The sequence below is a fragment of the Kribbella sp. CA-253562 genome (assembly GCF_050942265.1).
GTDB lineage: Bacteria > Actinomycetota > Actinomycetes > Propionibacteriales > Kribbellaceae > Kribbella.
Window position 1 is genome coordinate 143,277 of sequence record NZ_CP192049.1, and the last position, 13,529, is coordinate 156,805.

Genomic DNA, 13,529 nt, shown 5'->3' on the forward strand with positions numbered 1-13,529 from the left:
TGCTGTGCCTCTCGATGGGCGGAGCACTGCCTGTCGAGAGATCAGATATCAGACCTATGTCGTGAGGACACGCCCATGCAACTCACCCGTACCGTGTTACCCCTCGCCCTGGCCCTGACCCTCGCCACCACACTCACCGCCGGCGCCAACCCGGCCGCCAAGGACCGCTGCCAGGAGTCCGTCCCCTTCCGCTCCGGCGTCGCCGGCTACGCGTCGTACCGGATCCCGGCGGTCGTGAAGGCGGCCGACAACACGTTGCTCGCCTTCGCCGAAGGACGCCGCGGCGGCTCCTCCGACACCGGCGACATCGACATCGTGCTCCGCCACTCCACCGACGGCGGCTGCACCTGGGGGCCCCAGCAGGTCGTCACCGACCAAGGCCCGAACACGATCGGCAACCCGGCCCCGGTCGTCGACCCCGCCACCGGCGACGTCGTCCTGCTGAGCGTGCGCAACGGCCCTGTCACCGAAGCGCAGATCCTCCGTGGCGAGGCGAGCCCCGAGGACACCCGCCGGGTCTTCCTGCAACGCAGCACCGACGACGGCCGAACCTTCTCCGCCCCGGCCGAGATCACCTCGTCGACCAAGTTGCCCGACTGGCGCTGGTACGCGACCACTCCCGGCCACGCGATCGCCCTCCGCTCCGGCCGCCTGCTCGTCCCCGCCAACCACTCGATCGCCCCACCGGCGGGCTCGCCGGACACCGGCGCCGAGGCGAAGTACTACGGCGGCCACAGCCTGTACTCCGACGACGGCGGCCGAACCTGGCAGATCGGGTACGTCGACGACAACCCGAACAACTACGTCAACGTCAACGAGACGACCGCCGCGGAACTCCCCGACGGTCGCGTCTACTTCAACACCCGCGAGCACAACGGCACCGCCCCCGGCACCCGCGCCGACGCCTACTCCTCAGACGGCGGCGAGACGCTCGACAAGCCTTTCCGCCCGCAAGCGACGCTCGTCGGCCCGGTCGTCCAGGCCAGCGTGCTCTCCGTCGGCTCGCTGCTCCTGTACTCCGGTCCCGCCGACCCCGCGGCCCGCGCCGCGATGACGATCCGGATCAGCACGGACCAAGGCGTCACCTGGCAGCCGTCCCTCGCGATCTCCGGCCTGCCCGCCGCGTACTCCGACCTGGTCTCGCTGGATCGCAACACCCTCGGCCTGCTCTACGAGACCGGCGACTTCGGCGCCAACGAGACCATCACGTTCCGCCGGATCGCCCTGAAGGATCTGGACCGATGACCACCCGTCGCATCCCGGCACCGGCCACCGCTCACCGCCCGCCGGCACCGCCCGTGGGGACAACCGCCCGTCGAAGCCTGCTCGCAGCCGGCCTCGTCGCCGCCTCCACCCCGCTCGTCGCCGCAACGGCGGAAGCCGCCCCGCCCAAACAAACCGTCCCCACCTGGACCCGCCTCCCCGACCTCCCGCCGAACCGCGTCGATTGGCACCCGGCCGTTCCGGTCTCCAAGCCGTACTGGACGCAACTCGGCCTGGCCGGACCGATCGCCGGATCCCACCGCGGTCATCTCCTGGTCGGCGGCGGCGCCAACTTCCCCGAGCCCGCCCTCACCTCGAACCGCCCGACCACGCTCGGCAAGGTCTACTGGAACGAGCTGTTCACGCTGAAACCCGGCGCCACCCGCTGGTCCGACCCGGTCGAGCTGCCCGACGCGATCGCCTATCCGGCGTGCGTCAGTACGCCGTACGGGGTGGTCGTGATCGGCGGCGAAGGCTTCCGCGGCGGCCCGAACGGCACTGCCCTCAAGCCGGCCGAGAAGTTCGCCGACGTCTTCGTCCTGGACGCCGGCGGCAACCGCCGAGACCTCCCGTCCCTCCCGCGCCCGATGTCGTACGCCGTGGCCGGTCTCGTCGGCACCACCATCTTCGTTGCCGAGGGCCCCGACTTTCTGGCCCTCGACCTCAGCGATCTCTCCCGGGGCTGGATCGCCCTCCCGCCGTGGCCAGGCCCACCCCGAACCGTCGCCGTGGGCACCGCCGCCCAGGGCCGCTTCCACCTGATCAGCGGCCGCTCCCAAGCCGCCGACAAGTCCTGGCGCTTCCACACCGACGCGTACGCCTACGACCCCCGCCGATCCACCTGGACCCGCCTGCCCGACCTGCCCTTCTGCGTCACCGCCGGCCAGGCGCACCCGACGCGCCACGGCCTGATCGTCCTGGGCGGCGACAAAGACCTCACCCGCTGGAACAAGATCCAGCACCACACGGCCCTCCGCGATGCCGCCGCGCCCGGTTCCCCCACCTGGACCGAGCACAACAACGTCATCACCTGGACCTACGACCACCACACCGGCTTCAACTCCGAGATCCTCCAGTACGCCGCCAACCGCTGGACGGTCACCGGCCACTTCCCCGGCCCATCGCAGGTCACCACCCCAGCCGTCCCGCACGCCGACGGCCTGGTCATCCCCACCGGCGAAATCCGTCCCGGCGTGCGCACCGCCACCAGTTGGCAGCTCCGTCCCTGACATCGCTCATGGTTGTGTTCGGCAACGAAACAAACAGCTGACAGGCGCTGGTGGCTAGCAGCCGGATCGCAGTCGGCCACGTTCTGTAGTCGTCATCGGGTCATTTCGCCCGATCCGGGCCAGAGGCTTGCACAGAGCGTGGCCGACTGCCAGAGTCGGCCGTGAGGATCCGGGGGGCGGATCTTTTGGGGTGGGTTCTCGGTCACTGGGGGGTGACGAGCTTTGTCGTGGTCGACGACGTCGTTGACGAACGCAACGGGGAATTCCGGCAGGCCTCGGCCTGTCGCGGTCAGCGCTGCCCGAAAATCCATCACGCCTCACCTCCACGGACTCCATCGCGATCCCGGCTCGCGCCGGGCGCATCCGATACTCCGAACACTGGTTGGTGAGTGACTGTGTCGCAGCTCTTCGATCGATCCGTTAGTGGCCGACGCCGTGCCTGGCATGCGCTGCTGGTCGTCCTGGTCGCTCTCGTGCCCGCCCTGGGCGCGACGGTGGTCCTCGCGCCGTCGGCCTCCGCGGCAGCGGGTGAGCTCTCGTACGTCGGCGGCGCCAGTACGAGCGGGGCCAGGACGAGTCACACCGTCCGGATTCCCGCGACGGTCCAGGCCGGCGACGCGCTGGTGCTCCACCTCACCGTCAACGCGACGGTGGGCACGCTGACGGACAGCCTGGCCGGCTGGACCCTGCTGCAGTCGCGCGACGGCAACGCCGTCCGGGGCCGGCTGTGGACCAAGACGGCGACCGCGGCGGACATCAACGCGAACGTCACCGCCACCACCAGCGACACGCTGAAGTCGGTGATCGGCGTCGCGGCGTACCGCAGTACGGGCAACGCGACCGTGTCCGCCTCGGCGGTCGGCGGCAGCGACGCGTCCGGGAGCAGCCACACGACGCCGTCCGTTCCGGTCGCCGACGCGAACTCCTGGCTGGTGAACGTCTGGTCGGAGAAGTCCTCGCTCGACACGACCTGGACGCTGCCGGCCGGCACCACCTCGCGCACGACCGCGGCCGCCATCGGGACCGGCAAGGTCAGCGCCGTGCTCGGCGACTCCGCCGCCGCGGTGCCGACCGGGACCGCGGCCGGCAAGACCGCGACCACCAGTGTCGCGGTCTCCCGCTCGGTGATGTTCTCGCTGGTGCTGAGCCCCGGTCAGGTCGCCGATCCGGTGAACCAGCCGCCGGTAGCCGCCTTCGTCTCCAGCTGCAACGGCCTCGTCTGCGGGTTCGACGCCTCGTCGTCGACCGACCCGGACGGCAACACACTCACCTACGCCTGGAACTTCGGTGACGGCCAGACCGGCACCGGGGTCAACCCGAACCACACCTACGCCGCCGACGGCCCGCGGACAGTGACGCTGACCGTCAGCGACGGCACACTGACCGACACCGAGACCGCGCAGATCAGTCCGGTCGCCACGGTGACCCAAGGCCAGGTCTCCTACGTCGGTGCCGCCAGTACGGCGGGCAACCGGTCCTCGCACACGGTCCGGATCCCTGCCAACGTCCAGGTCCAGGACCGGCTGCTGCTGTTCCTGGCGACCAACTCGACCACCGGCACCATCACCGACGCGGTCCCGGGCTGGACGCTGATCCAGACCCGTGACGGCAACGGTGTCCGCGGCCGCGCCTGGACGAAGGCGGCGACCGCCTCCGACGCCGGCAGCGACGTGACGGTCACCGGCAGCGAACTGTCGAAGTCGACGCTCAGCGTCGCGGCGTACCGCAGTACCGGTGTCACGACGGTGTCGGCCTCCGCGGTCCGCGGCGTCGACGCATCGGCGAGCAGCCACGCCACGCCGACCGCACCGGTTGCCAAGGGCAACTCCTGGCTGGTGAACGTCTGGAACGAGAAGTCCTCCGTCGTGCAGGCCTGGAACCTGCCGGACAACGTCACCTCCCGGACCACCGCGGCCAGCACCGGTACCGGCAAGGTGAGCTCGATCGTCGCCGACTCCAACGCCGGCGTGCCGATCGGCACCGCGGCGGCCCGGACGGCCACCACCACCTCGGCCGCGTCGCGGTCGATCATGTTCTCCGTCGTGCTCGACCCGGGGGCGGACGCCACCGCGACGAACGAGGCGCCGGTGCCGGACTTCGTCACTGGCTGCGCGTCGATGACGTGCGAGTTCGACGCGAACCGGTCGTTCGATCCCGACGGTGACGCGCTGACCTACAGCTGGAACTTCGGCGACGGCCAGACCGGGACCGGGGACAACCCGTCGCACACCTACGCCACCGTCGGCAGCCGCACGGTCACCCTCACCGTGAACGACGGTACGCACACGGTTCAGAAGACCGGTGTCGCCGTGGCGGCCGCCCAGCCGCCGGGGCCGGGGCACGGCGACCGGATCGTTCCCGACACCCCGCGGACCAACTTCCCGTTGATCAGCGCCGGTGAGATCTGGGACATCGAGGTCGTCGGCAACCGTGTGTACGTCGCGGGCGGCTTCACCTCGCTGCGCAACAACGCGACCGGCAACACCACCACCGTCAACCAGGCCCAGATCGCGGCGTTCAGCCTGAGCACCGGCCTGATCGACACCACCTTCCGGCCGGTCATCGGCAACGGTGGCGTGGAGGCGGTCGAGGCGTCGCCGGACGGCACCAAGCTCTACATCGCCGGCAACTTCGGCACCGTCAACGGCCTGACCCGCAAGGGCATCGCGCGGATCGATCCCGTCACCGGCGCACCGGTCACCGGCTTCGTCGCCGACGCGAACGCCAAGCCGCAGGAGCTCGCGGTGACCAACTCCACCGTGTACGTCGGCGGCCGCTTCACCGCGATCAACGGCGCACCGCGCGGCGCGCTCGCCGCGCTCGACGGCAACACCGGCGCGGTCCGAACGGACTTCGTCAACGACGTCAGCGGCGGCATCGGCGCCAACGGCGACTTCACCGTGCAGCGCCTGAAGCTCAGCCCGGACCTGGGCCGGCTGCTGGTCGTGCACACCGGCCGGCAGATCAACGGCCAGGACCGGTACGGCGTCGCGCTGATCAACGCCCGGACGCAGAAGCTGCTGCCCTGGCGGACCCGGCTGTGGGACGACAACCTGCAGTTCGTCGGCGGCATCCAGCGGATCTACGGCGGCGACATCTCGCCCGACGGCACCTACTTCGCGGTCACCAGCGGTTCCGGCGGCGACCGTCCGCCGATCAACGACACCGTCGTCGCGTACCCGATGGAGGGTGGCGACAACGTCCAGCCGCTGTGGATCTCCCGGCTCTTCGACAGCGTCTACTCGATCGCCATCGCCGAGAAGGCGATCTACGTGGGCGGTCACTTCGCCTGGCACGAGTCCCCGACCTCGCCGCAACCCTGGCCGGGTCTGACCGACCAGGGCTACGGCACCGGTCAGGGCCTGTCCGGCTACGGTCTCGGCGACGCCGTCGTACGGCGTGAGCACCTCGGCGCGCTGAACCCGGTCGACGGGACGGCGCTGGACGGGTTCAACCCGGGCTCGAACTCGTTCGAGGGCGACAAGCACATCGAGCTGACCCCGCGCGGGTTGTTCGTCGGTGGTGACGGGCAGACCAAGGGCGAGTTCAACGTCGGCCGGGTCGCGTTCTTCGACTTCAACTCGGTCGCCGCGCCCAACGGGGTGGAGACCGTGATCACCGACCCGATCCAGGGCCGGGTCAAGCCGGTGGACGAGGAGTACCAGATCACCGGGACGGCGTCGGCCGCCAGCGGGGTCCAGCGGGTGCAGGTCGAGATCATGGACCGCAACAGCCGCCGGTACCTCAACGACGACCTGACCACCTGGGGGACCACCACGCCGAACACGATCAACGCCAACCTGGCGTCGCCGAACGCGACCTCGACCACCTGGTCGCTGCCGCTGACGATGACCCAGAACCGGGTGCTGACCGTGATGGCCCGGACGGTGGCCGGCAACAACGCGCAGGACCCGACCAAGGCGACCAAGAAGTTCGAGACCTTCGGCCTCGCGGACGAGACCCCGAGCACCAACGTCACCGGACCGAACCAGAGCGTGGTGAACTCGTTCACGTTCACGATCACCGGGTCGGCCACCGACGACCTCGGCGTCAACTCGGTCGGGCTGACCCTGCGCGACCTGAGCAACAACCGCTATCTGCAGAACGACGGCACGGTGTCGGCGACCAGCAACACGTTCCGGATCACACCGGACGTCGTCGGGGCGACCAGTACCACCTGGTCGTACGAGGTGACCGTCCCGTACGAGGGTGAGTGGCAGGCCCAGGCAAGAGCCAGCGACACCTCCGGTCAGTCCGACCTGGACACCGCCGACCGGACCTGGATCGTGACCGAGAGCGGGGTCGCGCCGACGGTCTCGATCAGTTCGCCGGTGACGATGATCCCGCCGACCACGGTGCAGACCGTGGTGGTCACGCCGGGACAGCCGCTCACCTTCGCCGGCTCGGCGAACGACGAGCAGTCCCTGCAGAACGTCGAGATCTCGCTCCGGAACAGCACCACTCGCGAGAACCTCGCCGCCGACGGCACGTGGGGCGTGGACGCGATCGCCGGCTGGTACCGGGTCGCGCCGCAGAACCTCAACCAGGCCAGCTACAACTGGTCCTACACCACACCGTTCAACCTCAAACCGGGCACGTACAGCTTCTCGGTCCGTGCCACCGACCACCTCGGCCTGACCACGTCGAACTCCAACCAGGGCCGGCTGACCCTGAGCGCCCAGATCCCGGGTGACGCACCACCGAACGGTCTGCTGTCCGTGACCGGTACGGTCACCGGCGGGCAGGTTCTGCACCTCGACCTGGCCGGCACCGCGACCGACGACGTCGGCGTGGCCGAGATCCGGGTGTCGCTGGAGGACCAGGACACCAACCGTTACCTGCAGCCGAACGGGTCGATGGCGGCCAACTTCGCGACGCTGCCGGCCACGTTGGCGACACCGAACGGCACCAGTACGACGTGGACGTTGCCGGTCGATCTGCCGACGCAGGGCGACTGGGCCGTGACAGCGTTCGCGTACGACACCTCCGGCCAGCAGGACACCTCGACCAGCGGTGCGACGGCGCGTTACCGGATCTACCCCGGTGACAACCCGCCGACGCTGAACGAGGCGCTGCTGACCCCGAACGAGGGCAACGAGTTCACCGACGGCAAGATCTTCGTGACCGGCCGGGCCGAGGACGACCAGTCGATGCAGCGGGTCGAGATCGGCATCGTCAACTCGCTCGGTCAGTACATGAGTTCCTCGGGCGCTTTCACCAGTACGAACGCCAGCTGGCGGACCGCGTTCCTCACCAGCCCGGGCACGCCGGGGTCCAACTTCTCCTACACCACCCCGGTGATCCCGGCGGGGGCGTACACGGTCCGGGTGCGGGCCGTCGACCAGCACGACCAGGTCACCGCGGTGCCGATCGAGCGGCACGTCACCGTGATCCACCCGCCGGGCAACCTCCCGCCGGTCCCGAGCTTCACGATCGCGTGCGAGCAGAACGTGTGCACGTACGACGCGCGCAGCTCGACCGACGAGAGCCCGACGACGCTGACGTACTCCTGGAACTTCGGCAACGGCACCGGATCCGGCCCGCTGCCGACCAGGACCTACACCAGCGCCAACACCTACACGGTGGTGCTGACCGCCAGGGACGAGTGGGGTGCGACGGCGACCGCGACGCAGACGGTGACGATCACCGAGCCGACGAACAACGTGGCTCCGGTCCCGGTGATCAACCCGCCGGCCTGCTCGGGACTGAGCTGCAACATCTCCGGGGTGGGGTCGGCCGATCCGAACACCGGCGACACCTTCACCTACCTGTGGAACTTCGGGGACGGAACCCCGACGAGCACCTCGTCGGCCATGTCCCACGTGTTCCCCGCAGCGGGCACCTACACGGTCACGCTGACCACGACCGACGGGTGGGGCAAGGCGGCGACGGTGACCCGGCAGATCACCGTCTGACGCACCAGTGATCCGAGGGGCGAGGCCGATCGGTCTCGCCCCTCGGCTGTGCTCACAGCGCGATCTCCGGCTGGAGCTTCTTCGCGACCCAGACGCGCTGGTCGCGGGCCGCAAGGGTCGAGGCGAGCAGGCCGGCGGCCAGCCAGGCGGCCAGGACGAGCAGGTCCTTGCCGAGGGACGCACCGGGGCCGCCGTACATGAGATGCCGTACGCCGTCGATCGCGTAGCTCATCGGCAGCACGTGGTGGAAGAAGTACAGCGGCGCCGGGATCGTCTGCCAGGGGAACGTGCCGCCGGCGCTGACCAGCTGGATCACCATCAAGACCAGACCGAGGAACTTGCCGATGGCGCCGAACCACGCGGACAGGGCGTGCAGGATCGCGACGAAAGTGATCGACGTGAGCATCAGGAAGCCGACGGTGAGCCACGGATGTGTGGCGTCGATGCCGAGTCCGATGATCACCACGGTGAAGACCAGGGCGGCCTGGATCGCGCCGAACAGTGCGGGCGGGAGCCAGCCGCCGAGCGCGACCCGGAGCGGCGACTGCAGGGCGGCGAGGCCGCGCGGTGACAGCGGCCGGACCAGCAGGAACAGCACGTACGCACCGATCCAGCAGGACAGGCTGAGGAAGAACGGCGCCAGACCGGCTCCGTAACTGTCGGCCGTCGCCTGCGAGGTGTTCTGCAGACCGACCGGTGCACCGAGCGTCTCCGCGACGGCCTTGCGGGCCGCGGGCGACGGGTCGGGGATCTGCTTGGCGCCGTTGGTCAGCGCCGTGTTCAGCTGGGTCGCGCCGGTCTTCAACTTGCTCACACCGGTGGCCAGGCTGTTCACGCCGGTCAGCAGCTGTCCCTGGCCGGTCACGGCCTGCCGCTCACCGGCGGCCAGCTGAGAGGCACCCGTCTGCAGTTGCCCGACGCCGGACTTCAACTGCTTCGCGCCGGTGTTGAGCTTCGAAGCCCCCGTCGCGGCACTGCTGATCCCTGACGTCAGCGCCGGAGTGGCGTTGGACAGCGTGGCAGCGCCGTTGGACACCTGCCGTGCGCCGGTCGCCAACTGGTTGAGCTGCTTGGACGTCGACTGGATCTTGGTGTTCGCGGTGACCACCGGAGCCCGCAGCTTGGTGGTTTCGGCCAGCACCTGGTTGATCTGCGCCTGGGTGAAGCCGCGCTGCCTGAGCCGCTGTGCGAGGCCCGCGTCGATCGTGCTCAGGTCGGTCAGCAGCGTGCTGGACGCCGTCGCCACCTGCCGGCCGACGCCGGCGATCTTCTCGTTGCCATCAGCAACTTGATCCGCGCCGTCGGCCAGCGCCTTGGTCTGCGCCGGCAGCCCGGCCGTTTTCGTCTTCAGCGTCCCGAGTCCGCTGCTCAGCTGCCCGGCACCCGTCGCCAGTTCACCGGCGCCTTTGCCGGCGGAGTTCAGGCCGGTCGACAGTTTGGCCGCGCCGGCCGACAACTGCTTCTGCGCCGTGTTGAGCTGCGTCGCGCCGGTCTGCAGCTGTCCGACGCCGGTGTTCGCCGAGGTCAGCCCGCTCTGCAGTTGCCCGGCTCCGGTCGCCGCCTTGCTGACTTGCCCGTGAATCGTGCTGAATCCCGCCAGCAGTTTGCTCGCCGCGGTCTCGCTCACCTGCGCGGCGACGGTCTTCGTCACCTGGGCGACGACCTGGTTGGCGATCGTGTGCGCGAGGTAGTTGTTCGCGTCGTTCGTGGTCAGCTCGAGCATCGCCTGCCGCGGCGTGAACTCCGCGCTGGAGGCCAGATCCGCCGAGAACGTCTTCGGCAGCACCAGCGCGAACTCGTACCGCCCGTCCGACACCCCCGCCGTCGCCTCGGCCCGGTCCACCCGGTGCCAGTCGAAGCTCTTCGAGTTCACCAGCTCGTCGGCGACCTGCGGCCCGACCGCGAGCTTCTCGCCGGTCGACAGCGTGGTGCCCTGGTCCTCGACCACGACCGCGGTCGGAACCTTGTCGAGCCGCCCGTACGGGTCGTGATTGGCGTACAGGTACAACCCGCCGTACAGCATCGGGACGCAGAGCAGCGCCACCACCGCCAGCTTCGGCAACCGCCCGGCGGTCAGCCGTCGCAGTTCACTCAGCGCCATCCGGACGGCGGTCATGCGAGCTCCTCCTCTTCCTTCGTCTCCTCGTCGACGGCTTCGACCTTCAACGGCTCCGGCTGGTCGATCGCGCCCATCCGCGCCGCCGGTACGCCGAGCAGCCGCGCCGACGCGTCCGCACAGGTCACGATCACCGCGTAGCCCCGCGACGCCAGCTCGCGTCCCACGCCGTACCAGCTGTGCGGATCGCCGCCGAACCGGTCCGGCATCGTCAGGATCACGACCGCCACCTCGGGCCGCGCGACCGTCAGCTCGGCCAGCAACCGAGTCCGTACATCGACCGGCAGATGCTCGAACCGCTTGTCCGCGTGCTCGGCCGCGTCGTGCTCCTCCAGCCAGGCCTGGACCGCCTTGCCACCGGCCTTGCGCCCGGCGATCGCCAGCTCCTCGCCGACGACCGCCTTCACCGGCAGCGCGTCGTCCGGCTCGGTGATCCCAGGCGCGTCGACCACGGCCACGCGGCGCCGCAGTACAGCGGCATCGCCCTGGCCGTCGAGCTTCACCTCGCCGCCGTCCGGCACGAGCCGGCCCGAGAGTGCGAGCGACGCGGCGACATGGCCGGGCCCGGGGTAGCCGGTCAGCAGCACGAGCTCGTGGTCGCGGACCTCGACCGACGTCGCGTCCAGCAGTGGCGCGTGCGGACCGCGCACGCTGATCGCGTAAGCCCTGAGCTGCATGCCAACCCCGTCCTCAACTCAATACGGTTGTGTATCCAATACAGAACTGTATCCTACTCGCCATGGAAACCCCGAAGCGCCGTCGCTCCGCCACCCGGGCCCGCCTGCTCGAAGGCGCGCTGGAGGTGTTCGCCGAGCGTGGTTTCCACGGCGCGTCGGTGGAGGACATCTGCGAGCGGGCCGGCTTCACCCGCGGCGCCTTCTACTCGAACTTCGGCTCCAAGGACGAGCTGGTCCTGGCTCTGTTCGAGGCGACCACCGATCGCCTGCTGGAGCAGATCGCCGCCCTGCTGCCGGAGCTCGCGACCCAGCCGGGCACCCTGCTGGACGCCGTACTGGGGCTGCTGGACGACGCCGCGCCCGATCAGCGGCAGTGGCACCTGATCTCCACGGAGTTCACTCTGCACGCGCTGCGCAGTCCCGAGGCGGCCGACGCGCTGGTGCGTCAGCGCACGGTCTTCCGGCAACGGCTGACCGAGCTGGTCGAGGAGATCACCCGGACCAGCGGTCTACAGCTGAGCGTGCCGGCCGAGCAGTTCGTCCGGTTGGTGATCGCCGTGCACGAAGGCGCCCGGTCGCAGAGCCTGCTCGAGCCGGACGCCGTACCGGCGGGATCGCTGGAGCACACGTTCCTGCCGATGGTGCTGGCGGCGGTCAGCCGACCTTGACGTCGACGCTGTGCAGACCGGTCGAGCCGTTCGGCGCCGGCGGGGCCTGCGACTCGATCTGAGGGTTGCCCTTGGCATCGAACGCGCGGACCTGCAGCACGTGGTTGCCGCGCGGCGCGTTCCAGGTCCAGTGCCACTGCCGCCAGGTGTCGGTCGACGGGTCCGCCGCCAGCGTCGCCTCCTGCCACGGGCCGCCGTCCACCCGGACCTCGACCTTCGAGACGCCGACGTGCTGGTCCCACGCCACCCCGGCGACGGTGACCTGACCGACCGACGCCTTCGAGCGCGGGACGTCGATCCGCGACGACAGCTTGATCGGCCCCTGCTCGGACCAGCCCCGCGGCGTCCAGTACGCCTCGAACTGGTCGAACCGGGTCACCTCGATGTCGGTCAGCCACTTCGTCGCCGACACGTACCCGTACAGGCCCGGTACGACGATCCGCACCGGGAAGCCGTGCTCCAGCGGCAACGGCTGCCCGTTCATCGCGAACGCGAGCATCGACTGCCGGTCGTCGGTGAGCGTGCTGATCGGCGTACCGGCGGTGAAACCGTCCTTCGAGGTCGACTTGATCGCGTCCGCCTGAGACGACGGGCCGGCTTCCGCGAGCAGATCCTTCAGCAGGACGCCCGACCACAACGCGTTGCCGATCAGGTCGCCGCCGACCTCGTTGCTCACACAGGTCAACGTGACCCATTTGTGCACGACCGCACGCTTCAGCAGGTCGTCGAAGCTCAGCTCGATCTCGCGGTCGACCATGCCGTGAATGCGCAGCCGCCAGTCCGACGGCAGGATCAGCGGCACGGACAGCGCGGTGTCGATCCGGTAGAACTCGTCGTTCGGCGTCGCCCACGCAACCGCCCCCGGAGCCTGTACGCCGGCCGGCGGCGCGAGACTCGGTGGCGTCGGGAGGTTCAGACCCTCGCGCGCGTCGGCCACCGCGGCCCGATGACCGCCGACAACCTTGCCCAGGGCACCGATCGCGACGGTGCCGAGGGCAACACCGCCGGCGAGCTGGAGGAATCCGCGGCGGCTCACGCCGTCGTCGGGGTCGGTGCGCAGGTCGGCGAGCCGCGTCGCGAACAGCCGGAGCAGCAGGAGCGCGGTGATGCCCGCGACCATCGACGGGACGAACCCGGTCTGGCCGGAGTCGGGTCGCGTCGCCGCCGCCGCGACGGCGATGCCGGCGAGGACGACGACCACGGCCGCGCCGGCGGCGTACCGGCGGACGGCGAGAATCCCGCCGAGCGCCGCGAAAGCGAGCAGCACGATCAGGATGCCGGCCCGGAGCGCGGTCTTGTCATGGGTGCCGAACAGCGAGATCGCCAGGTCCTTGAGCCACGGCGGCACCCGGTCGATGAAGGCGGAGCCGATCGCCACCACGGGGGTCTGGCGGGTGCCGAGCAGGGCGGCGGCGACGCTACCGGCGGCGAGGCCTGCGAGAGCGGCGAGTACGCCGCCGAGCGCGGCGCGAACGAGCAGGCCGCTGCGGCGCGGGGAGTTGGTGGAGTTGCCGCGCGAGTCGCCAGGGCGTTGCGGCGGGACCTCGCCGGTTCGCTGCGGTGCAACCGCCTCCGACGCACCGCCGATGCGGAGACCGGTCGAGCCGGCGTCGGGGCTGCGCCGGCCGGTGGGGACCTCGGGGTGGTTCACAGCTCAACTG

At 70.1% G+C, this 13,529-nt stretch carries 7 protein-coding genes; 4 read left to right on the top strand and 3 right to left on the bottom strand.

Annotated features, from left to right (window positions below):
- Positions 1-75: 75 nt before the first annotated feature.
- The 3 genes from ACQPXM_RS00685 (at position 76) to ACQPXM_RS00695 (ending at position 8,407) form a co-directional block, all read left to right on the top strand.
- Positions 76-1,245, top strand: coding sequence for a sialidase family protein (locus tag ACQPXM_RS00685; RefSeq protein WP_432943630.1), 1,170 nt, complete (start codon positions 76-78; stop codon positions 1,243-1,245).
- Positions 1,242-2,492, top strand: a complete 1,251-nt coding sequence (locus ACQPXM_RS00690; protein ID WP_432943632.1) for a galactose oxidase — start codon at positions 1,242-1,244, stop codon at positions 2,490-2,492. The genes ACQPXM_RS00685 and ACQPXM_RS00690 overlap by 4 nt, the downstream gene beginning before the upstream one ends.
- Before the next feature lie 389 nt (positions 2,493-2,881).
- On the top strand, positions 2,882-8,407 hold the full coding sequence (locus ACQPXM_RS00695; protein WP_432943634.1) for a PKD domain-containing protein: 5,526 nt from the start codon (positions 2,882-2,884) through the stop codon (positions 8,405-8,407).
- 52 nt (positions 8,408-8,459) lie between these two features.
- On the opposite strand, the gene ACQPXM_RS00700 is transcribed toward ACQPXM_RS00695, so the two are convergent.
- Complete coding sequence (locus ACQPXM_RS00700) at positions 8,460-10,523, bottom strand: YhgE/Pip family protein (protein WP_432943636.1); 2,064 nt, start codon at positions 10,521-10,523, stop codon at positions 8,460-8,462.
- Entirely contained in the window at positions 10,520-11,200 is a 681-nt protein-coding gene (locus ACQPXM_RS00705; RefSeq protein WP_432943638.1) for a hypothetical protein, read from the bottom strand. The genes ACQPXM_RS00700 and ACQPXM_RS00705 overlap by 4 nt, the downstream gene beginning before the upstream one ends.
- Before the next feature lie 62 nt (positions 11,201-11,262).
- On the opposite strand from ACQPXM_RS00705, the gene ACQPXM_RS00710 reads away from it, so the two are divergent.
- Entirely contained in the window at positions 11,263-11,868 is a 606-nt protein-coding gene (locus tag ACQPXM_RS00710; protein WP_432943640.1) for a TetR/AcrR family transcriptional regulator, read from the top strand.
- On the opposite strand, the gene ACQPXM_RS00715 is transcribed toward ACQPXM_RS00710, so the two are convergent.
- A complete protein-coding gene (locus tag ACQPXM_RS00715; protein WP_432943642.1) occupies positions 11,855-13,519 on the bottom strand; it encodes a molybdopterin-dependent oxidoreductase in 1,665 nt (554 codons plus the stop codon). The two genes, ACQPXM_RS00710 and ACQPXM_RS00715, sit on opposite strands and share 14 nt — an antisense overlap.
- Positions 13,520-13,529: the final 10 nt, after the last annotated feature.